The 20,314-nt window shown below is 56.2% G+C and carries 20 protein-coding genes and 1 tRNA gene; 12 read left to right on the top strand and 9 right to left on the bottom strand.

The annotated features are described in order from the left end of the window. Nucleotides 1-27 precede the first annotated feature (27 nt). Together OVA03_RS00585 and OVA03_RS00580 are read right to left on the bottom strand one after the other, a co-directional pair. Nucleotides 28-381, bottom strand: coding sequence for a DUF5597 domain-containing protein (locus OVA03_RS00585; RefSeq protein ID WP_267526311.1), 354 nt, complete (start codon nucleotides 379-381; stop codon nucleotides 28-30). After that, nucleotides 323-1,645: a beta-galactosidase gene (locus OVA03_RS00580; protein ID WP_267526310.1), complete on the bottom strand. Its 1,323-nt coding sequence runs from the start codon at nucleotides 1,643-1,645 to the stop codon at nucleotides 323-325. The genes OVA03_RS00585 and OVA03_RS00580 overlap by 59 nt, the downstream gene beginning before the upstream one ends. Before the next feature lie 249 nt (nucleotides 1,646-1,894). On the opposite strand from OVA03_RS00580, the gene OVA03_RS00575 reads away from it, so the two are divergent. Beyond that, the gene (locus OVA03_RS00575; RefSeq protein WP_267526309.1) at nucleotides 1,895-2,296 is read left to right on the top strand and encodes a DUF6152 family protein; all 402 of its coding nucleotides are present in this window, start codon (nucleotides 1,895-1,897) and stop codon (nucleotides 2,294-2,296) included. A gap of 1 nt (nucleotide 2,297) precedes the next feature. Then, the gene (locus tag OVA03_RS00570) at nucleotides 2,298-2,759 is read left to right on the top strand and encodes a DUF6644 family protein (protein ID WP_267526308.1); all 462 of its coding nucleotides are present in this window, start codon (nucleotides 2,298-2,300) and stop codon (nucleotides 2,757-2,759) included. A 59-nt stretch (nucleotides 2,760-2,818) separates the two neighbouring features. On the opposite strand, the gene OVA03_RS00565 is transcribed toward OVA03_RS00570, so the two are convergent. From OVA03_RS00565 to OVA03_RS00555, 3 genes are all read right to left on the bottom strand, one after another. Next, nucleotides 2,819-4,078: a spinster family MFS transporter gene (locus OVA03_RS00565; RefSeq protein WP_267526307.1), complete on the bottom strand. Its 1,260-nt coding sequence runs from the start codon at nucleotides 4,076-4,078 to the stop codon at nucleotides 2,819-2,821. Between the two features lie 83 nt (nucleotides 4,079-4,161). Continuing rightward, nucleotides 4,162-5,829, bottom strand: a complete 1,668-nt coding sequence (locus OVA03_RS00560) for an MFS transporter (RefSeq protein ID WP_267526306.1) — start codon at nucleotides 5,827-5,829, stop codon at nucleotides 4,162-4,164. Between the two features lie 106 nt (nucleotides 5,830-5,935). Further along, nucleotides 5,936-6,862 carry an SMP-30/gluconolactonase/LRE family protein gene (locus OVA03_RS00555; RefSeq protein WP_267526305.1) on the bottom strand — a complete coding sequence of 309 codons (927 nt, stop codon included), beginning with the start codon at nucleotides 6,860-6,862 and terminating at the stop codon, nucleotides 5,936-5,938. A 104-nt stretch (nucleotides 6,863-6,966) separates the two neighbouring features. Between OVA03_RS00555 and OVA03_RS00550 the strand changes: the two genes are divergently transcribed. Further along, the gene (locus OVA03_RS00550) at nucleotides 6,967-7,470 is read left to right on the top strand and encodes an SLATT domain-containing protein (protein ID WP_267526304.1); all 504 of its coding nucleotides are present in this window, start codon (nucleotides 6,967-6,969) and stop codon (nucleotides 7,468-7,470) included. A gap of 177 nt (nucleotides 7,471-7,647) precedes the next feature. On the opposite strand, the gene OVA03_RS00545 is transcribed toward OVA03_RS00550, so the two are convergent. Continuing rightward, nucleotides 7,648-8,511: a hypothetical protein gene (locus OVA03_RS00545; RefSeq protein WP_267526303.1), complete on the bottom strand. Its 864-nt coding sequence runs from the start codon at nucleotides 8,509-8,511 to the stop codon at nucleotides 7,648-7,650. A 435-nt stretch (nucleotides 8,512-8,946) separates the two neighbouring features. Between OVA03_RS00545 and OVA03_RS00540 the strand changes: the two genes are divergently transcribed. Both OVA03_RS00540 and OVA03_RS00535 read left to right on the top strand, forming a co-directional pair. Continuing rightward, nucleotides 8,947-10,113, top strand: coding sequence for a DUF6538 domain-containing protein (locus tag OVA03_RS00540; protein ID WP_267526302.1), 1,167 nt, complete (start codon nucleotides 8,947-8,949; stop codon nucleotides 10,111-10,113). Beyond that, entirely contained in the window at nucleotides 10,113-10,841 is a 729-nt protein-coding gene (locus OVA03_RS00535) for a M48 family metallopeptidase (RefSeq protein WP_267526301.1), read from the top strand. Before OVA03_RS00540 ends, OVA03_RS00535 begins: the two co-directional genes overlap by 1 nt. Before the next feature lie 122 nt (nucleotides 10,842-10,963). On the opposite strand, the gene OVA03_RS00530 is transcribed toward OVA03_RS00535, so the two are convergent. After that, nucleotides 10,964-11,039: transfer RNA gene (locus OVA03_RS00530), tRNA-Ile, on the bottom strand. Nucleotides 11,040-11,308: 269 nt separating this feature from the next. Here OVA03_RS00530 and OVA03_RS00525 point away from each other — a divergent pair. From OVA03_RS00525 to OVA03_RS00495, 7 genes are all read left to right on the top strand, one after another. Continuing rightward, nucleotides 11,309-12,067 (top strand): SIMPL domain-containing protein, encoded by a 759-nt coding sequence (locus OVA03_RS00525; RefSeq protein ID WP_267526300.1) that lies wholly within the window; start codon nucleotides 11,309-11,311, stop codon nucleotides 12,065-12,067. Nucleotides 12,068-12,233: 166 nt separating this feature from the next. Beyond that, nucleotides 12,234-12,986, top strand: coding sequence for a hypothetical protein (locus tag OVA03_RS00520; RefSeq protein WP_267526299.1), 753 nt, complete (start codon nucleotides 12,234-12,236; stop codon nucleotides 12,984-12,986). Further along, entirely contained in the window at nucleotides 12,983-13,843 is an 861-nt protein-coding gene (locus OVA03_RS00515; protein WP_267526298.1) for a M23 family metallopeptidase, read from the top strand. Before OVA03_RS00520 ends, OVA03_RS00515 begins: the two co-directional genes overlap by 4 nt. Before the next feature lie 107 nt (nucleotides 13,844-13,950). Then, nucleotides 13,951-14,430 (top strand): DUF805 domain-containing protein, encoded by a 480-nt coding sequence (locus tag OVA03_RS00510; protein ID WP_267526297.1) that lies wholly within the window; start codon nucleotides 13,951-13,953, stop codon nucleotides 14,428-14,430. Between the two features lie 127 nt (nucleotides 14,431-14,557). Further along, nucleotides 14,558-15,178: a DUF805 domain-containing protein gene (locus OVA03_RS00505; protein WP_267526296.1), complete on the top strand. Its 621-nt coding sequence runs from the start codon at nucleotides 14,558-14,560 to the stop codon at nucleotides 15,176-15,178. A 43-nt stretch (nucleotides 15,179-15,221) separates the two neighbouring features. Next, nucleotides 15,222-15,857 (top strand): TIGR02466 family protein, encoded by a 636-nt coding sequence (locus OVA03_RS00500; protein WP_267526295.1) that lies wholly within the window; start codon nucleotides 15,222-15,224, stop codon nucleotides 15,855-15,857. After that, nucleotides 15,847-16,890, top strand: a complete 1,044-nt coding sequence (locus tag OVA03_RS00495) for an oxidoreductase (protein WP_267526294.1) — start codon at nucleotides 15,847-15,849, stop codon at nucleotides 16,888-16,890. Before OVA03_RS00500 ends, OVA03_RS00495 begins: the two co-directional genes overlap by 11 nt. 143 nt (nucleotides 16,891-17,033) lie before the next feature. Here OVA03_RS00495 and OVA03_RS00490 read toward each other — a convergent pair whose 3' ends face one another. Both OVA03_RS00490 and OVA03_RS00485 read right to left on the bottom strand, forming a co-directional pair. After that, the gene (locus OVA03_RS00490; protein ID WP_267526293.1) at nucleotides 17,034-19,325 is read right to left on the bottom strand and encodes a TonB-dependent receptor; all 2,292 of its coding nucleotides are present in this window, start codon (nucleotides 19,323-19,325) and stop codon (nucleotides 17,034-17,036) included. Between the two features lie 304 nt (nucleotides 19,326-19,629). Continuing rightward, nucleotides 19,630-20,271 carry a DUF1134 domain-containing protein gene (locus OVA03_RS00485; protein WP_267526292.1) on the bottom strand — a complete coding sequence of 214 codons (642 nt, stop codon included), beginning with the start codon at nucleotides 20,269-20,271 and terminating at the stop codon, nucleotides 19,630-19,632. Between the last annotated feature and the right edge of the window lie 43 nt (nucleotides 20,272-20,314).

Genomic DNA, 20,314 nt, shown 5'->3' with positions numbered 1-20,314 from the left:
TGAGCCGCACTATACACTCCCGCGTCTTCAGCGGTAACGATAAAGCCTGACCTTCTGGATCGAGAAGCGATCCGGCGGCAGGCGCAGATGGCGGCCCTGATGGGTCTGGTCGCCGTTCAGCCAGCGCCCGTCTTTCCAGACACTGTTCTCATAGCTGCCCTCGATCGCCTGCTCGATACCGACACGGTAGCCGGAACCGGCCGCAGCATCCGCAAAGGTCAGGATCACACCCGATCCGGCCACCAGAAACTCATCGCCCCCAATGTGAATGATCAACCCGCCGTGGGCCGCGATGTCCTGTTTGTCCTTCGGCGTCCACGGGTCAATCATGGCGGCCTTGACGCTGTAACCGCCCAGATCGAAGGTGCGGCGGCGTCTCATCAACCACGCCCTTGATGTCTACGGCTGCCTTGAAACCGCGCATTGCGCCCTTACCCTGATGGGCCAGCATGACCGGCGTCAATTGATGTAACACGCTATAGGCCTGCGTCAGGCGATTGCTTTCTGGATTGGGCAAATCCTCGATCGAGAACGGCGAAAAGCCCATGGCGTCGTGTTCGCCAAAAACGTAAAAGGCATTGCCGCCCGCCTCGGATTTCCCGGCCTGATTGGCTTCGGGCACGAATAGCGGGTTGTCATGGCGCTTGAACTTATCGGCCCAGCCAACGAAATCCGGCCAGTAGCTGTCGATAGCCAGCACATCGATCTGCGGCCCCGCCGCCTTCCAGACATCAAACAGGTGCGGCAAAGGCCCGGCACTGGGGTATTCGCCCGGCTTTTTGTCGGGATGATTAAGGGCAGCATTGACATACATCGGCAGCGGATAGGCCGCCTTACCGGCCTTAGTCAGTTCATTGGCAAAGGTCGCATAGCCCCAGGCCTGAAACACTTCCTGCCCTTCGATGCCGCTCCCGAACACTTCGGCCCAAGTGCCTTTGGTCTTAAAGCCATTGGCCGCCCACAGATCGCGCAGGAACGGATTGAGGCGCGCCTTATTGGCCGACATATATTTGAGCAATTGAGCGGGCACGGCTGTGCGATAGGCGGCCTCGGCCTGCGGGCTGTAATCGCGCACGGTCGGCAACATGCCAATCTCGTTTTCGACCTGCACCATGATAACGGTGCGCTCAGCATCCGTCGTTTTCAGATGGCCCATAAGCGCCGCAAACGCTGACCTGTCCGCCGCCAGCGTGTCGGGATCGTGGGCGCTTAAAATTTCCTGCGCCACGCCCTTGTCATCCTCAGCACGATCATAGGTTTTATAATCGCGCTTTACGTAAGGCGGCGCATAGGTAGACATGGAATTTTTCCAGGCCCCAAACCACAGGATAACGAGCTTTATGTCCTGCGCACGGGCCTGAGCGATCATGGCATCGACGACCTTGAAATCGTATCGCCCCTTTTCAGGTTCAACCTGATCCCACTCGACGGGGGCCAGTATGGTGTTGACGCCAATGGCTTTCAGGGCCGGCCAGTGGGTTTTCAGGTGCTCAGGGTCTGAGGCCGTTGAATTGCCCAGCTCGCCACCGATCATCAGAAACGGCTGGTTATCGACCATAAGCTGGGTCGCCGTGCCTTGCGTTTTCAGATGCGGCACCTCCGCGGCCATCACCGAACCACTGAGCGCGATCAGGCTTACGGCCATAAACCTATATAGTGAATTCCTATAAAACGGTGTCATTGGCGATGTCCCTGTGTTGTGCCGCTAACTTGTCATACCCGTTGCGGATTTTTGTCAGACCTTTGTATTGCGCCAGCACTTGCCTCGCAACACCAAAAGATTTGCCGCACGATTTGCCCCTGCGGTAACCAAACCCATGGATTTCTTATCGATCATCAGGCACACTCGTAAAACGTGAATCGGTCCGCCGATAGAACCTGAACAGGGAAAAACATGATCCGCGCTATACCCTTAAGATACTGGCTATTCGGAGCCGCCGCCCTCGCGATCGTGACTGTGTGGGCGCTGATGCCGGCGCAGGCCCATCATGGCTGGTCATGGGCGCAGGCCGAACAAAGCCAACTGAGTGGCAAGGTTGAGAAAATCTCCATGGCCCCGCCGCATCCGGTTTTACATGTCAAAGCGGCTGACGGCGTCCTGTGGCAGATCGACCTTGGCAATCCGACCCAGACCGAGCGTTCGGGCTTTACCGGCACTACCGCCAAGGTTGGCGATGACATCAGTATTCTGGGCAACCGTTCGCTCGATAAGGATAAGATGCACATGAAGGCCGTGCGCATCACCCTTGGCGACAAAAACTACGACATGTACCCGGAACGCCTTAAGGCCAACTAAGGTGGCGGCTGACGCTATCTGGTTTGGGGCGGCGTGGCTTCAGGCGTCGCCGGTCGCCTATATCTTCGTCAATGCCAGCCATATCTTAAGCATAGGCCTGATCCTTGGGGCCATACTGCCGCTTGATCTCAGGCTAATGGGCGCGTTCCGGTCAGTGCCACTGAGCCTTATTGGGCCATTCCTGTCACGCTGCGCCATGACAGGCGTGGCCTTGGCGGTTGTAACCGGGCTTTGGCTGTTTTCGGTAGCACCTGCCGATTATCTGGCCAACCCAGCCTTCCTGTGGAAAGTCGGATTACTGGCGGTGGCGATCCTCAATATAGGTTTTCAGCACCTCAAGCCGGCGTTTAAACGCGCGCTCAGAGGCGGCCCACTAACCGCAGGCGTCAAACTATCCGCCGTTGCGTCCTTCATCCTGTGGCTATCGGTGCTGCTTGCGGGACGGTGGATCGGGTTTCTTTAGAACTCCCCCTGATGTAGGGGGAGCTTGAAATCAAACGGAGTTTGAATTCAAGAGGGGGTTTATTCCACCCAATCGGCTGTCATCCGGCGCGAGGCCGCAAAGAACAGGCCAGACGCGACCACATAGAACGACAGCCCAATCAGAAACGCGTATTTCATCGAGTCATCCCCATACTGCGGGCGCAGATGATCGGACATAAAGCCGAAAAACCAGGTGCCGACTGCAATGCCTATCAGGTTGTTGATCAGCAAAAACAGGGACGACATCATCGTGCGGGAGTTTGCCGGCCCCAGATGCTGAACCGCCGTGATCACCGGCCCCATCCACACCAACCCCAGAGCCTGCGGGATCAGCAGCATGATAAATACAATCGCGGGCGTTTGCGCATTCACCCCTATGGCATAGAGCGGCACGCAGATCAGCAGCGCCACCGCCGGTATCAACGGATAGGCCGCCCGCGATTTTTGCCCCAAACGGTCACCCAAAGTCCCGCCGAGGATCATCCCGGCCATGCCCCCGATCAGCAGCAATGCGGCCAGAAACCACGACCGCGCCCCCAGATCCATCTCCAGCGAGCGTGCAAGGAACGTCGGCAACCAGTACATGAAGCCATAGCCGGTCATGGAGGTGAAGGCCGACCCCAGCGACAGCAACCAGAAACCGGGTTTTGTCGCCGCTAACCGCGCCGTGGCCAGAAATCCCATTGGTTTTTCGGCCTTAATCGCGCCGTCCATCCCGCCTCTGGGCGGGTCCTTGACCAGCCACCGGAATATCGGCGCAAATAGAACCCCCGCCAGCCCCACCACTACAAACGCGAACCGCCAGTCAACCTGCTGCGCCAAAAGCCCGCCAAACAACACCCCTGCCGCCGAGCCAATCGGGATACCAAAGGCAAAAATGGCCAGCGCCCGCGCGCGTTGCCTGGGCGGGAAATAGTCGGAAATTAAGCTGAAGGCCGGAGCGACTCCGCCCGCTTCGCCGACCCCTACCCCCATGCGCGCCAGAAACAATTGGCTGAAATTACCCGCCAATCCACATAACGCCGTAAAGCCTGACCACAGGGCCAAGGCCCCGGTCATGATCCATACTCGCGAGAAACGGTCCGCCAGCCAGGCCACCGGCACCGCCAGCGTGGTATATAATAATGCGAACGCCAGGCCGCCCATCAGCCCCAGTTGGGTGTCGCTTAAGCCCAACTCTTCGGCAATCGGGTCTTTGAGAATGCTGATGATCTGCCGATCCAGAAAGTTGAGCGCATAGACGACCACAAGCAGGGCCAGCGCCACATAGCGACCTTTTGGCGATGTGGGTTCGGTCATAGCGGTCTCCCCAAATTGCCTACCAAAATCACAAACGGCCCACGCTTTTGACGTGGGCCGCGCATCTTTTAGGTTAAACGCCGTTACTGATCAATGCTGCGTTTAAACGTCTCAGGCAGGAACAGCAACCCGATGATGACCGTGCCGACCGCCACCACAATCGGATACCACAGGCCGTAATAGATATTGCCCGTAGCGGCCACCATCGCAAAGGCCGTCGTCGGCAGGAATCCGCCGAACCAGCCATTGCCGATATGATAGGGCAGCGACATGGAGGTATAGCGGATCTTGGACGGGAACAGCTCAACCAGTAACGCCGCAATCGGCCCGTAGACCATCGTCACCAGGAACACGAGGTAGAACAATATCCCCACCACCAGCGGCTTATTCATCTGGGTCGTGTCGGCCTTGGCCGGATAGCCCGCCGCCGTCAACGCGCCTTTCAGATCAGCCTGATAGGTGGCGATGGCGGCTTTTTTAGCATCGCCGGTAAGGGCCGCCGGATCAGGGGCGGTAAAGGTCTGATCACCGACCTTTACGCTGGCGATCGTGCCCGCCGGGGCCTCGATATTGGTGTAGTTGATGCCGCTTTTAGCCAGATAAGTCTTGGCGATATCGCAGCTCTTGGCATCGAATTTATTCTTGCCGACCGGATCGAACTGGAAGGAACAGTCGTCCTTGTGGGCGGTCACCATCACCGGAGCGCTGACCTGCGCCGCCGCCAGCGCCGGATTGGCCGCGTCGGTCAGCAGTTTAAAGGTCGGAAAATAGGTCGCCGCCGCCAGCGCACAGCCAAACAGGATGATCGGTTTACGCCCGATCTTATCCGACAGCCAACCAAAGAACACAAAGAACGGCGTGGCCAGAGCCAGCGAAATCGCAATCAGAATATTAGCCGTCGCGCCATCGACCATCAGGGTTTTCTCAAGGAAAAACAGCGCATAAAACTGACCGGTGTACCAGACCACGCCCTGACCGGCGACTGCCCCCAGAAGGGCGATAATCACCCATTTCAGGTTGCCCCATTTGCCGAACGCTTCGGACAGCGGCGCCTTGGAGGTCTTGCCCTCATCCTTCATTTTCTGGAAGACCGGGCTCTCATTAAGCTGCATCCGAATCCACAACGACACCATCAACAACAGAATTGAAACGATGAACGGCAGGCGCCAGCCCCATTCCTTGAACGCCTCTTCGCCAATGGCGGTGCGCGTGCCGATAACCACCAGCAGGGCTGCAAACAGGCCCATGGTCGCCGTGGTCTGAATCCAGGAGGTATAGAGCCCGCGCTTATTATTGGGCGCATGTTCGGCCACATAGGTCGCCGCCCCGCCATATTCGCCACCGAGCGCCAGCCCTTGAATCAGACGTAAACCCACCAGAATAATGGGCGCCGCCACACCAATCGACGCATAGGACGGCAGCAAACCAACCGCAAAGGTCGACAGCCCCATCAGGCCCATCGTCACCAGAAAGGTGTTCTTGCGCCCCACAAGGTCACCGATACGCCCGAACACCAGCGCCCCGAACGGCCGTACGGCAAAGCCAGCCGCAAACGCCGCCAGCGCAAAAATAAAGCCGGTCGTTTCATTGACGCCCGAAAAGAACTGAACAGAAATATAGGTGGCCAGCAGGCCATAAAGGTAAAAATCGTACCATTCAAACACCGTCCCCAACGACGATGCGGCGATGACCAGTTTTTCGTTCTGGGTCGCTTTATGGTGCTTTGGCGCACTTTCCCCTTGGGTTGCCATGCAATCTGTACTCCCTGATGTGGCATTTTCTTAATTAGGCGCAGGTTTGACCGACTATTTCCATTGGTCAAGCCTTAGTCTCACTCAGGGGAAAGTTTCTTTAGGACTACACGCCTCTGGTATTGACATAAAGGCTGAACAGCGACTGCCCCGCCACCATGAACAGGCGGTTTTTAGCCCTCCCCCCAAAGCACAGATTGGCGCAGCGGTTAGGCAGATGGATATGGCCGATCGCCACCCCATCAGGCGCAAATACCCTAACCCCGTTCAGGCCTACGCCGCCACCCCATCCGCACCACAGATTGCCGTCTTCGTCGCAGCGAAAGCCATCGGGCGCGCCATCGCCGCAATCAACGAATACCCGTCCGTTCGTCAGTGTCCGGCCATCCGCAGCCACATCATAGACGCGGATACGCTTAGGTTTTGCGTTAGATTCCGCGATATAGAGCCTTGTTTCATCAGGCGAAAAACAGATCCCGTTCGGATGATCAATATCAGCCGCCACCACCGCAGCCTCACCCGTGATCGGATCGAGCCTGTAAACATTTGTCGGCAGTTCCGGTGTCGCGCGATGGCCCTCATAATCACCGCCGATCCCAAAGGTCGGGTCGGTGAACCAGATCGAATCGTCAGATTTAACCGTGACATCATTGGGCGAATTGAGCCGCTTACCCTCGAACTGATCGATCAGGGTCGTGACCGTGCCGTCATATTCGGTGCGGGTGACGCTGCGGCTGCCGTGCTGACACGAAATCAGTCGCCCCTGCCGGTCGCGGGTATGGCCGTTGGCATAGTCGGAAGGCTTGCGGAAAGGGCTGACCGCGCCCGTTTCTTCGTCCCAGCGCAGGATGAGGTTGTTGGGGATATCGCTCCACAGCAGATAGCGCCCGTCGCCAAACCACACCGGCCCCTCACCCCAGCGCGTGCCCTCATAAAGCTTTTCGACCGCACTTAAGCTCAGGCGATAGCGCTCAAAGCGCGGATCTAGGATGTCTATGGAGGGGTCGGGATAGATTTCGCTGGGCTGCCACATGCCATGACTCACGGTTTCAGGTGATGCCGGTTTTAGGACAGCTTCGCCCTCTTGCCCACCCCGAACCTGTGGGTTAATACTGATCTGACGGGGGGCGATCAATCATGGACAGCGTAACGACGGGGACTGAGGCGGATTTTGCGCGCATCCTGCGGGAGACCCAAACCCGCATCAGCCATGCCCAGCACGCCCATTGGGAAGCGACCCAGGTTTTTGAATCCCTGTCCCGCACGCTGATGCTGTTCAACCTGATGGGCGGGTTTGTGGTATCGCTGCTGGCGGCCCTTCCGATCGTGGTGCCGGGTGGCTATGAGGCCAACAAAGACACGGTCAGCCTGCTGCTGTTTATCCTTGGCGGGCTGGTGTCCGTGACCTCGATCCTTCAGGCGTCTTTACGCTGGTCGGAGCGGTCGCAGCAGCATCTCAATGCCGCCAATGCCTATACCAGCCTGCGCCGCCAGCTAGAGATCGTGACCCTAAAATCACGCACCGAAGCGGGTTTGAGCGAGTTGATTGCCAAGCTGGCCGACCTGTCCGAAACCGCCCCGGCCGTGCCGCAAAACATCTGGGACCGCGCTATCAAAAAAGCGGCTCATAAACTCACGTAACCAGCCGCTTTTTCAAAAACGCCAACACCAGAATTTCTTCCGGCCTAAGTGGTCGGAATTCCTCGCGCCGGTCATAGCCTTGGTCCATGGCACCCGCCACAACGAAGTCGGCGCCCAACCCGCCCCCGACCGGAAGGGATGTTGAGGGTGATGGGAAACAAAAAGAAATCAGTAACGTCAAACACGTATGAGAATTTCACCAATATTGTTGACTGGACGAAATGTGCGTCGATATTCACTGCCATCTATCGATATGCTGAAGCGCTGACTAGCAACAAAATTACGCTCGGAACCTATAAAATCTATATATGTCCCACTGATTGTCATTACAGCACTTTCAATTTCAATACCTGCCCGAGCCCTCAGCAAGCCAGAAGTATTGATGAATGTATCAGTGTATTCGATGGCTTCGGGCCTACCATTATGAATCTGATTAGGACAAAAAACATCTCCAGTTACCGAGCTAGTTTGTCCAATAAAAACTGCTTCTGGCCGTCGCTGCGCCAACGTGACCATAAGAGAATAACTTCCTCTCAAGTTCCACGCCTCTGTCCGCCCATAGTTGGTAACCGTGATAGTAGGAATCGCAATATTGAATCCAACTTCGGTGAACTCGGCAAAATCAAATCTAAGATACGCCCTAAATTCCTGAATGTTCTGCCTTCGGGTATTATCCAGACTATGTCTGGATGCACTCAAGCTGCCCCAAATAAAATAGATGCTTACTGCGGTGACGATCAGCGTAATCATAGAGGTGATCGCCGTCACGATCGCCCAGTTAGCGCTGGTCGCGGCGGCATCTGCTGCTTTCCATTGTGCACAGAGCTCAGAGGTTCTTAGATCAACCTGCGGATCGCAGGGCACATCTCCCGGGGGCAATTGCTTTCCCCTGTAAACTTCCGTTATCGCCCATTCTTTCCAAGCGTTTTCACGCATCGCGTAAAAGCCGTTAACGTACAGAACCGATGCCGCGGTGATCGCGACACTTATCGCTATGCAAATCGCAATCGCGAGGTGGGTCTGTGTAATCTTGCCCTTCATATTTGGAATCACCCCTTGCCCGCTCGACCCAACCGTTTTGATACACGACGCGATTGCACGCGCCAAGCTGACCTTCGGCACATGCCGGTTATGGAGGTGGTGTAATGGCCTGGGAAGCTACCCATAAACGCCAAAAGCCCAAATCAGGAACGTAAAGTTACAAATATCGCCATCGGATTTGCAACAAATCCAATTTACCCCAATAAATTCAATATACTATTTTATGAGTGGTAGGCGAGGAGGGATAACCTTTCATACCTACCAAAAGCCTATATTTTTCACCAACATACTTATTTTACTATATTTTTTTCCAACCCACCTGCTACCACAAACGCCATTTTTTGCTACCATTAAGGTTTGACAGCGCATCAATTAACGCCATAACTAAAGGTTGATAGTAAAGCGCCGCCTTAATGGTCGCAAAATGGTGAAGTGATGCCCGCTAAATCTGATGAAATTTATAACCGTAACGGCACATATTACTATCGGGTCAGGGTTCCCAAGCCCCTTCAATCGATCATGAACCGACTGGAATTTCAAGGCTCATTGAAGACATCTAACCAGCGTGAAGCGTTCTCAAAGTCTGAACCGATCATCCGCGAATGTCACAACAGGATCGCCATTGCACAACATGCGGTCAACCTGAACCAACCGTTTCATGATGCTGATGTCAAAGACCCTGACGAACCGGTCACACAAGCGTTGGTTCAAGCGTTGGATGAATTGCGGACACGATTCACAGTCGCCCCACCGTTGCTAAATGATCCAACCATAGACGCTAAACACACGCTGGAATATCTAGCGTCTGGTGAAGCTGATTTGACGAATGAATTTAGACGCTGGTGCGCCAATCGTGGAATTCATATCAGCCCTAAAAGCCAGCTTTGGGATACGCTATACGCCACGGCTTTAGTGATCTTTAAGCGCGGCATTGACCGAACGGTGACGATCCACCGTGACCGCTTAATATCCAAACTCAGCGTCATGGATAGTCATGATTTTATTGAGCATGTGACACCAGCAGCCCCCCGCGCTGTGCTCAACCCAATGCTTGATCCATCTAAAAAGGCTGACACGCTAAATCAATATTTCACACGGATGGTAGCCAGCAGACCTAAGCTTGCCGCCGACAAAAATGAAATCCAGCGTTACGAACTGGTCATTTCAAACTTCAATCAATTCATCGGTGAAGCCAAACCCAATTCTTCTTCCACCTTTATCCTTAAGCGTTTTCAGGAAGGTCAAATGGCAGCCGCCGATGCCCTGAGCGCCTTGGAGCAGCAAGCCAAAGACCTCGAAGCCGAAGACGCCTCACATGCGACCAGTGGATTGAACGCGCGCGCCTACGCCATTCTCAGGCTCGTAGAGGGGCTTGAAGATGATGGGGACGCGATAACTATGAAAGCCTTCGCAGAGCGCGTAGACGGGTTGTATAGCGGCGATGACACAGCGCCTAAAGGCTGGCAGACCCGCGATCAGTTAAAAAAAGAACTACGCCAACAGGTTCGGCTTATTGCGCACGAACTTAAACTGAAATCCTTCAAAGAAATTTCTGTGCCCGTCGAGGAATATGCCACGAGGAATTATGCTAAATTCCAGTGATGAATCATATTCAAATCGGCAAGGTTACGATCCCCTATGATGTGCGCAGAAGTTCATCTGCTCAGAAAAAAAGCATCATAGTCCGTCCGCACCATGTGGAAGTGGTCGCGCCTGACACCGCACCTGAAAGTGATATATCAGCATTCGTTCATAAGAAGCGGCACTGGGTTTTCGACAAGCTGACCGAGATGAATGAGCGGTTGGCGTATCTTGAACGCCATAGTTATCACCGCCTTCAGTCTGGAGCAAAGATAAGGTTTCGCGGTCGGAACGCGAAACTAACCATAAGGCGCGCTGATGTCGCGGACTTTGACATCCAGTTTAATGGCGGATTCCAGATCACTGCGCCCAGCCACATTTCTGATGCCGATTTAGATGCCGCTCTCAGCAACCGCATGATTGAGTGGTTCAAAGCCTATCTGGAAAAAGACGCTTCCACACTCGTGCGCCGATATGAAAAAGCCCTGAGTCTAACCACAAAGGGCGTTCAGATCATACATTCTGATACATTATGGGGCAGCCTGACGCGCGGCGGTATCGTTAGGATCAATTGGCACCTTATAGAAGCTCCCCGCCCGGTTCTTGAGTATGTTGTGCTCCATGAGATGTGCCATCTCACCCACCGCAACCATACGAATGCCTTTTGGGCGCTTGTTACCCAGCACATGCCCGACTATCCGGTTCGCAAACGGTGGCTTGAAAACATGATGCCGAGCTTCAAGCTTTAGATTTTTTTTGCTACCATTTTGCTACCACTAAAGTCGCATTTTGCTACCGCATTGCTACCATCGCAAAATTTTATTCAATAAAAACTGAATAAAATCAATACTATATAATGATGAAAATGGGGTGGTAGGCGAGGAGGGACTCGAACCCCCAACCAGACCGTTATGAGCGGTCGGCTCTAACCATTGAGCTACTCGCCCCCGAAAACGCATAAAGCCAGCCGTTGCGGCCGGGCGCTTCAAAAGGCCTTAAAGACGCGGTGCGCCAAAAGGACGGCTTGCCTAACATGCCGCGTCCGCAATTTAAAGGCCTGATTTAGAATTTCAACAGGTGCCGCCACCTCACAACTCCCGCATAAATATCACAGGTGTGGACGGTCTTTGTCCCGTCACGCCCCAGACTTAATCGCGCCGTAATTGTGGTTTGTGATCACCATCGGGAATAAGGGATTTTTCAGGACCTCACTAAGATGACAAAACTAAACATAACCACGCTTTCCGCCGTTGCGGTGCTTATGGCAGGCTCCGCCGCCCTGCCCGCCGCGGCGCAAACCGCGCCTACCTTTAATTGCAACAAGGATGCCTCCTGTTTGTTCACACCGCAGGCGACCACCACGCTCAACCTCAGCGCTCAGGGCGAAGTCAAGGCCACGCCCGACACCGCGTCGATCAACTTCGGCGTCATGACCGAAGCCAAGACCGCCGAAGAGGCCATGAAGCTCAACCGTGACCGCATGAATGCTGTCTTTGCCGCGCTCAAAAAACTCGGCATCGCTGATAAAAACATCCAGACCTCGAACCTCAACCTCAACGCCCAGTACGACTATCCGCAAAATGCCCCGGCGGTGCTGCGCGGCTATCAGGCGTCGAACCGCGTGACGGTCAAGGTTGATGACCTTAACCGCCTAGGCACCAGCATCGATGCGGTCGTTAAGGCCGGCATCAATCAGATCGACGGCATCAACTTTGGCCTGAAAGACTCACAATCTGCCGAAGACACTGCCCGCAAAGCCGCCGTCGCTGCCCTCACCCAGCGCGCCAATCTCTATGCGTCGGCTATGGGTTATAAGGTCAAGCGCATCGTCACCCTGTCGGAATCCGGTGGCTACGCGCCGCAGCCGGTCTATAAAACCATGGCCCGCGCCGAGATGATGGATGCCACCCCGATCGCCGCCGGTGAGCTAAATATCGCCATCAACGTCAGCGCTGAGTTCGAACTGGAGAAATAATTCCGGCAAAATCTCTCGCAGCGCGAAAAAATTCATCAGGGTGCGGCCTTTCGATCACAGGCCGCACCCTTTTGTTTTTCAAGGGTTTACGCCGGATGACAAATCTGTCCACACCCGTTAACAACTTCTTAACGCAGCAAAAGGCAGTGTGTAGGGGCTAAAGCCAATGGCAGGGAAACGCACCAAAATCCGTCGCCGGATCATCCGAAAAATGGCCCATCCCTATGTGATGGTCACGGTGGGCATGGGGATCGTTATCCTGACTCCGGTCATTGGTCTTGGGTTGTCGCAACTGGCGGTCGCCCAAGTCGCCCCCGTTACCGCCACCCGCGCGCCGGTTGCCCAAACCCAGCAAACCCCCGCCCCTGCAACGCAACGCCCGCGTATCGACTGGCAGGCCGCCGCCGCCCGCCATCAGCGCGGCATCGTCGCCAAGACCACTGCCGCCATTGTGGCCCGCCTGCCCCGCCCGGAACTGGATAAAATTCGCCTGCCGATCCTGCTGCCGCGCAGTGGCGGTGCGTTGAAAACCGCTCAGGCGCGCCTGATCTCTTTCGGGGATGCCTATTCAATGAACCTGCCGCAGGGCGACGGCGTGCAGATCACCTTGTCCGGCAATGCCGCCGCTTTGCCGGTGCCATCCGGTGCCATCAGCCGTCTGGAAAAGCGCGCCGCCCGTATTCAGGGCGTGACCGAACCGGTGCAGATCGACCGCACCGAAGATGGCTGGACCGCCAGCTTCACACGCTTCAATGTGACCTACACCGCCGATCTGACCTGCGATGATAGTGAAGCCGCGGCCTGCAAGACCGATGGCTATCTGCGCACCGTGGTCGCTGATCTTACCGATGTGGTGATGGGTAATGCCGCCATTGCCGCCGCCCGCGCCGCCGGAGCGAACCTCGGAGACGCACAATGATCCGGGTCCTGTTTGCCGTCGCCGTCATTGGCTTTGCCGCCATCAGCCTGTGGGCCTGTGACAGCCCGCCTGAACCGGCCCCCGTGCCCGAAGTCGGCACCGAAACCGAAGTCGCGTCCGAAGCGGCTTCAGAGGTTGCCCATGAGACGTCATCGGAGGTCGCCTCATCAGGTGCCGCCACCTTTCCCTACGATCCCCCAACCCAACTGATCGCAGGCTCCGGTCCCAGCTATACCAACACCAAAAACTGGGCGCCGGGCATCTGTTTTCCGCTGGCCGATACTCCATCCTATGCCAATTCTCAGGTGTGGAAACCGGGCGGCTATGAGCGCCCCGACAACCCCAGCCAGTGCGCGCCGGAAAACTACGCCTATCCGTGGCAGGACAATTTCTGTGAGACCCGCACCGGCAGCAATGTCATGTGCAAGACCGGCACCAAGGGCCATCAGGGGCAGGATATCCGCCCCAAAACCTGCAAGACCAACACCTATTGGGCCGTGGCCGCCGAAGACGGCGTGGTCACTCAGGTGGCGTCCATGACGGTGGCGATCACCGGCAAATCCCCGCCCTACCGCATCTATCGCTATCTGCATATGCAGTCATCGACCCTTAAGGTGGCTTACGGCGATCATGTGGTGCGCGGGCAGAAACTGGGCCTTGTGTCCAACAATCTCGGCCTCAAAAACGGCGTTCAGCAGTACACGACCATCCACATGCATTTTGAGGTGCGGGTGGCGCAGGCCGAAACCCTGCCGGACGGGACGGTACTGTCGGCCAATACCTTTGTGCCGCCCTATGTGGCCCTGGTCGATGCCTATGAGCGCAAGCTGGGCGGCGACTGCCCGCCGGTAGGGTAAAAAATGCCAGCGGGTTAAATCCCTTTGGCACTGTGTCCCCCCTGCCATTGCGAAGTTGCAAAATAGTGGCATACTCGTGTTATCCGAAGGGGTAAGGGGGATTGATCATGGGGTTTCTGTTTTCGCTTAGCGGGCGGGTGGCGCGGCTGCCATTCATTGCCTTTGTTATTGGGGTTAAGCTGGCGATCGAAGCCATTGGCTATGCCCAGCGCCAGTATATGCCGCCGCTGCCGATTGACGACATGATGATCGCGGCCATACCGGGGGTGATTACATTAGTCCTGATGTGGCCGTTGTTTGCCGTGACGGTAAAGCGGCTGCATGACATCGAATGGCCAGCGGTGCTGGCACTGGTTCAGTTTATTCCGCTGATCGGGATCGTGATCTTTTTTACCCGTTCGCAGTACTACACGGCCGATGCCGAACATCTGGCGCGGATGTTTGAATGGGCGGGGATCGGGCTGAATATCATGGCCCTGATCAGCTTTGGGCTATTTCTGCTGCTGGCGGTTATACCAGGGGTTAACCGCACCAACCGCTTTGGCCCGCCGCCGGGTGTGGCACGCATGGCCGAGGAAGCGTACTAGAACTCCCCCTGCGGGGACGCCCGTGCGGTGTAGGGGGAGCTTGCAAGCAAAATCCTTTTTGATTGCAAGAGGGGGTTACTTAACAATGTCCGTTGTGTTTACCCCACCTCCGGCCTGACGGCCTCCCATGACTGACAAACGATTCACTGGATCGTTTGTTGGCGTCAAACCCCTGCAACAGGGGAGGCTCTTAAGGTATTTACAGACCATACTCCCCGCTCTAAGCTCACAAAAAATCAGGGGGGATAATTCATTGTCAGCGCTCAAATTTCTGTTCTCGACCCAAGGCCGCGTCACGCGCCTGCCGTTTATTTTATTTGTCGTTGGGTTAAATTTAATCCTCACCGGAAGCTATTTCCTGATCCAAACCTATTTTCCTAAAGAAGACATGATGCGCTATGGGCTAGCGCTTTCTATACCGGCCTTCGTCACCTTCATAACGCTTTGGCCCGCATTTGCGGTCACAGTAAAACGTCTGCATGATGTCAATTGGTCAGCATTCCCAGCGCTGGGCCTATTCATTCCAATCGTTGTTGGCATCGCAGGAACCAGTTTCATATCTTTCCAAAATTTCGATACTGATCAATTCGTGGCGGCTCATCAGAAAGTCTCATGGGTTACAAGTATATCTAGCTATTATGTTTACGCCCTTCTGCTCGTCCTCTCCCTAGTCAAAGGCACCAAGGGGCAGAACCGTTACGGCTCTGATCCTCTAAGCAAAGGCGGTGGGGCAGAAGCCGCTTTCTAAACACCGCTTGCCCGCGCCCCGTTATCGGCGCTAAACAGGCGTCATGAAAATACCCTCCCCCGCCACCATTACCCCTCTGTTTGTCACCGAAATCTACCGCGCCGACCTGACCGGTGAGGCCGGTTTTGCGACCTTCATCGAAGAAATCGACGACACTTGCCGGGCCTTTGCCGATGACGATGAGGCGGGCCATGACTGGTGCGAGAAAAACGCCTATCCGGGCTATACGTCCTATGGGTCGATGAGCAACCTCATCCACTATGCGCCGGTGTTTGCCGACCTTAAAAAACAGCTCGATGCCCACGTCCACGCCTTTGCTGAGGTTCTGGAATACGATCTGGCCGGCAAGAAGCTGAAAATCGACAATATCTGGATCAACATCCTGGAACCCGGCGGCTTTCATTCCGGCCACATCCACCCGCACAGCGTCATTTCCGGCACATTCTATGTCGCGGTGCCGGATAAGGCGTCAGCGCTCAAGTTCGAGGACCCGCGTCTGATGGGCTTTATGAACGCCCCGCCGCGCAAAACACCCCACCGCCGCGATCACGAAGTCTTTGCTTACGAAGCGCCATCTGCGGGCACTATACTGATGTGGGAAAGCTGGCTGCGCCACGAAGTGACGATGAACCAGAGCGATGATGTCCGCATAAGTGTGAGTTTTAATTATGGTTTCTAATGTGAATGCCGCCGTCGTTGGCTTTGGCAATGCCGGTCGCATCTTCCACACACCGCTGATCCGCGCGACCAAGGGCTTGCGGTTGCACACCATCGTCTCGTCACGCCCCGCCGATGTCGCAACTGCCGTGCCGGGTGTGCGGGTCGTCCCCGACTTAGAGACCGCGCTTAATGACCCTGAGATTGATCTGGTGGTCATTGCCACCCCCAACGCCCTGCACGCGCCGCAAGCGCTGGCGGCCTTACGCGCCGGTAAGCATGTTGTGGTCGATAAACCGTTTGCTATCAATCTTGATGAGGCCGAAGCCTTGATGGTTGAGGCCAAGGCGTCAGGCCGACTGCTGTCGGTGTTTCATAACCGGCGCTGGGACGCCGATTTTCTGACCGTGCAACGATTGATTGCCGATGACAAACTCGGCGAGATCACCCGACTTGTGTCGCGCTTTGATCGCTTTCGCCCCAAACTACGTAACCGCTGGCGCGAACAGGAAGGGCCCGGTTCAGGCCTGTGGTTTGATCTGGGGCCGCATCTGGTCGACCAGATGCTGTGCCTGTTCGGTAAGCCCATCTCCCTGATCGCTGACATGGCCAAGCAGCGTGACGGCAGTGTGGTTGATGATTACTTCAACATCACGCTGAAATATGAGCGCCTGCGGGTGACGTTGAGTGCCAGTGTGCTGACCCCCGCCGCCGGCCCGCGCTTTGAGATCCACGGCACCAAAGGCACCTTTGTTAAATACGGCCTCGATCCGCAGGAAGATGCGCTCAAAGCCGGCGGCGATCCGACCGATCCCAACTTTGGGATTGATCCCCACGAAGGCAGTTATTGGCCGGTGATCATCGACGACCATGTCGGCATCAATGAAAGCGTGATGTCTGAACGCGGCCGCCACCTCAGCTTTTATGAGGCCATTGCCGCCGCAATCATGGACGACGCGCCGAACCCCGTCCCCGCCGAAGAGGCCTATGAGGTCATGCGTATCCTGGAACTCGGCCAACTCAGCGCCCATGAGGGCACAGAAGTGCATCTGTGAAAAAAGAACTCCCCCTGCAGGGGGAGCTTTTATTTGGCGTGCCAAATGAAAGAGGGGGTGAGTTTACCCCACCACCGCTACGCTGACGCTTGCGGTCCCCCTCCCCTCCCAAGCACTTGGCAAGAGGGGAGGTTCTAAAGGTCTTAAAACCGCTTCTTGACCGTGATGAAGGCCATGCGCGGGGCTGCCGGCAGGATGGTCTGGGCTGTGCCCGCCACATCAGCATTTGTGAAGCCGCCCGAACCGATGGTCGAGATATAGTCTTCGTCCAGCAGGTTGGTGACGTTCAGTTGCACATCCAGATCATTGCCAAAGCGATAACCCGCCGTGAAGTCAGCCACCTTTGCGCTGTCAACCTTACCGCCGCGGTTTTCATAGGTGTAGTAGCGCTCACCCGTAAACTTCATGCCGAGCGTACCGAACAGCTTACCGTTGTCGTAAGCCACTTCGGCGTTGAACATGTGCTTAGGCGTATCAACGACGGTCTTGCCCTTGGTGTTGGCCTGGATCACACCCGCAGCATTGACGACATTATCCTGATACTGGGAGTCGTTATAGCTGTAGGACGAATAGATCTTCCATTCCGGCGTGATGCGGTAGGTACCGGCCACTTCCACGCCATTGGTTTCAACACCCCCGACGTTCGACAGCACGGTCGCATTGCCGACTATCGCCGCCCCCTGAGCCACACCCAGCAGACGGTTATCAAACTCGACATGGTAAAGCGCCAGCACGCCCTGGAAGGCCGAACCGGCGTTCAAGCGCAGGCCGCCCTCGATGGTCTTGGAGGTTTCCGGATCGATCGACGACTTCACATAGTCCAGCACGGCCTGAGACTGAGCGCCGAACGGGCCGGAGGTGGCCGCTGACACATAGGCTGCCATGTTTTCGGTATAGCCGCCGAACAGTTCGATATTGTCGTCAAGCTTATAAACAGCCCCGACCTGCGGCAGGAAACTATCCTTGGATTCGAGCGAGCCGTTCATTGGGGTGGCGGCCGTGACGGTCTTGACTTCGTTCTCGACCTTGACAGCCTTGAAGCCAAAATTGACCTTAAAGGCGTCGGTGACAGTCCAGACGTCCTGGACATAGCCGACCGTGGTCTTGGTGTTGAAGGCATATTCCCACTGGGTGAAGAAAGCGCCGGACTGGAAGTCGAGCGGATCACGCGACGGGGCCGACAGGGTTTCACCATAGAAGCGGCGGGCCTGATTGAAGTCGTTGTCTTCGATCCAGAACCCGGCCTCAACCTGATGCGCGCCCAGATCGAACATCAGCGACCCGAAGGCACCGGTACGATCAACGTCATATTCAGTCGTGCGGATCGACAGGGCAGCATTATTGCTGGTCGCACCCGACACACCGAAGTTCGGAGACGGCACGTAAGGCGTGTACCACAGGCCCTGCCCTTCGTTGGTGTGCTTATAGACACTGGCCTTGACGCTGATGATGTCGGTCAGCGGATAATTGATGCTCACGGCACCCAGATTGTCGTCACGGATGCCCGCACCGGCGTAGTAGGCATCATCGACCGTCGCCACCGGCGCTGGCAAGGGCTGATTTGTAAGGTAAGCAGCGGCGACCTGATTGGCCAGAGCCCAGTTTGGCTGGAAGTTATCCCAGTCGCGGCCCAGACGGCTGATCATGTCAAACGACATGTCCTGATAGTCCTGCTCACGGCGTTCTGAGCGGTTGATGAAACCGGTCAGTTCACCTTCGCCGATTGGCATGACGGCCTTGGCGCTGATCTGGCGCTGCTTTTGCTCAGAGCCGCCCTTCCACTTGTCGGTCTTTTGATCGGCAACCGACACATAGGCGCGCAGGTTGTTCAGTTGCGCGATCTCACCGGTTTCAAAGCGGCCATAAAGACGGTGCATGGCTTCGGAACCTACGGTACCCGCCACTTCGCCCCCCATATCATTGGACGGATCGCGCGAGAAGAACTGCAGCGTGCCGCCAAGGTTTGAGGTCGAGGCCGTCGACAGTGAACCCGCCCCTTGCGTCAGCTCAACGCGAGCCACGTCTTCGTTGGTGATGGCGCGCGAAATGTGCAGGCCATTGTGGTTGCCGTAGGACATGTCGCCCAGTGGCACGCCGTCCAGGGTAAAGCCCATCTGGTTCTGGTTAAAGCCGCGCACGCCGATCCGGGTTGACCACTCATAGGCCCCGAAAGGATCAGCGGACTGGAAAGTCACGCCCGGCAGTTTGTCGATGGCTTTCAGCGGGCTGGTACCCGGCGCTTCCAGCGCCAGTTCGCTCGCCTTGACGGCCTGAATCTGGCGGCTCTGGCCCTGACCGTAGACAATAACTTCGGTGATGGTTTCATCCGCAGCCGGATCGGCAGCAGCTACGGTGTCAGCAAAAGCGACCGGCGCAAACGTGGCGGCACTCAGAATGGCCACAACGGCCACGTTGGTAAATAAGGCTGTCTTCATTGTCGTATCCCCAAAGCCCACATGGCTTTAAGGCGCTCTTAGGCTCAGCAGACGACAGATTAGAGACGGATACATTACACGCACACGTCAGTCCTGCGACGACAGCATAACAACCGCTGTCAAATTTCTGAATTCATGGAATAATGTTTCAGAAAATTATGCCGTTACCGGATCATTGCCCCCGCGCGATCGCTTACGGCTGTGCCTGTTATGCCACGGCTAATAGCGTGCGCACAAAGAAAAACCCGGCACAGAGGCCTAAAACCTCCGTACTGGGCTTGATTCTTTAGGTGCCTGTGTTCGATCAGAACGGCAGGATATTGCGCTTTTTGGAATAGGACAGCCAGCCGACATTGGCCCCCAGACGGAAGCCGACACCGGCGCGGATCGGCGCCAGCACAATGCCTTCGGCGCGTTGATAGTTTACGCCTAAGCCCCCGATGAAATAGGCTGAGCCTTCGACGCCCGGAAAGCGGCGGAACACCTGCTCAGGATTATCGAGGAAGTAGGCCAATGTGAACACGCGCGACGCATTGGCGCCGGTGTCAAAGCCAATCGACGGCCCTTGCCAGTACACCGTCGTCGGGCGCTGAGCGGTTTTCATGTGCACCAGTCCCTTACCGTAGCGCAGACCAACCCCGATAGCCCCGGAGCCTTCTTCACCGGCAATATAGGCGGTCGGACGGTCACCGTAATCGCCAAAGATGCGCTCGATCGCGCCGCCCAGAGCCTCAACCGTCACCCCTAAGAAATTGGAGCCGGCATTGAGCACTTCGTCGCGCGAATAGGTGCTGTCTTCGGAGGCAGGATTGTTCTGATAGGTCGGCGTGGCTACCGGTGGGGCCGCCTGGGCCAGGCCGGGTAACAGCCCGCCGATCAGCGGGGCCGCCCCCAGTGCCAGACCAGAGGTGACGAATTGACGACGTTCTAACTGACGACGATCCATGAGGGCGGATACTCCTGAGAAAAAGGCTTTTGATAACCTGATA

It is taken from the genome of Asticcacaulis sp. SL142 (genome assembly GCF_026625745.1).
In the GTDB taxonomy this organism is placed as follows: domain Bacteria; phylum Pseudomonadota; class Alphaproteobacteria; order Caulobacterales; family Caulobacteraceae; genus Asticcacaulis.
The sequence above is the reverse complement of the archived record's forward strand: the minus strand, read 5'-3'. Positions and strand labels throughout refer to the sequence as shown.

Excerpts from the sequence above, each read along its gene's own strand:
- OVA03_RS00585 (WP_267526311.1), bottom strand. The coding sequence starts at position 381 with ATGAGACGCCGCCGCACCTTCGATCTGGGCGGTTACAGCGTCAAGGCC.
- OVA03_RS00580 (WP_267526310.1), bottom strand. The coding sequence starts at position 1,645 with ATGGCCGTAAGCCTGATCGCGCTCAGTGGTTCGGTGATGGCCGCGGAG.
- OVA03_RS00575 (WP_267526309.1), top strand. The coding sequence starts at position 1,895 with ATGATCCGCGCTATACCCTTAAGATACTGGCTATTCGGAGCCGCCGCC.
- OVA03_RS00565 (WP_267526307.1), bottom strand. The coding sequence starts at position 4,078 with ATGACCGAACCCACATCGCCAAAAGGTCGCTATGTGGCGCTGGCCCTG.
- OVA03_RS00560 (WP_267526306.1), bottom strand. The coding sequence starts at position 5,829 with ATGGCAACCCAAGGGGAAAGTGCGCCAAAGCACCATAAAGCGACCCAG.
- OVA03_RS00555 (WP_267526305.1), bottom strand. The coding sequence starts at position 6,862 with ATGTGGCAGCCCAGCGAAATCTATCCCGACCCCTCCATAGACATCCTA.
- OVA03_RS00550 (WP_267526304.1), top strand. The coding sequence starts at position 6,967 with ATGGACAGCGTAACGACGGGGACTGAGGCGGATTTTGCGCGCATCCTG.
- OVA03_RS00545 (WP_267526303.1), bottom strand. The coding sequence starts at position 8,511 with ATGAAGGGCAAGATTACACAGACCCACCTCGCGATTGCGATTTGCATA.
- OVA03_RS00540 (WP_267526302.1), top strand. The coding sequence starts at position 8,947 with ATGCCCGCTAAATCTGATGAAATTTATAACCGTAACGGCACATATTAC.
- OVA03_RS00535 (WP_267526301.1), top strand. The coding sequence starts at position 10,113 with ATGAATCATATTCAAATCGGCAAGGTTACGATCCCCTATGATGTGCGC.
- OVA03_RS00525 (WP_267526300.1), top strand. The coding sequence starts at position 11,309 with ATGACAAAACTAAACATAACCACGCTTTCCGCCGTTGCGGTGCTTATG.
- OVA03_RS00520 (WP_267526299.1), top strand. The coding sequence starts at position 12,234 with ATGGCAGGGAAACGCACCAAAATCCGTCGCCGGATCATCCGAAAAATG.
- OVA03_RS00515 (WP_267526298.1), top strand. The coding sequence starts at position 12,983 with ATGATCCGGGTCCTGTTTGCCGTCGCCGTCATTGGCTTTGCCGCCATC.
- OVA03_RS00510 (WP_267526297.1), top strand. The coding sequence starts at position 13,951 with ATGGGGTTTCTGTTTTCGCTTAGCGGGCGGGTGGCGCGGCTGCCATTC.
- OVA03_RS00505 (WP_267526296.1), top strand. The coding sequence starts at position 14,558 with ATGACTGACAAACGATTCACTGGATCGTTTGTTGGCGTCAAACCCCTG.
- OVA03_RS00500 (WP_267526295.1), top strand. The coding sequence starts at position 15,222 with ATGAAAATACCCTCCCCCGCCACCATTACCCCTCTGTTTGTCACCGAA.
- OVA03_RS00495 (WP_267526294.1), top strand. The coding sequence starts at position 15,847 with ATGGTTTCTAATGTGAATGCCGCCGTCGTTGGCTTTGGCAATGCCGGT.
- OVA03_RS00490 (WP_267526293.1), bottom strand. The coding sequence starts at position 19,325 with ATGAAGACAGCCTTATTTACCAACGTGGCCGTTGTGGCCATTCTGAGT.
- OVA03_RS00485 (WP_267526292.1), bottom strand. The coding sequence starts at position 20,271 with ATGGATCGTCGTCAGTTAGAACGTCGTCAATTCGTCACCTCTGGTCTG.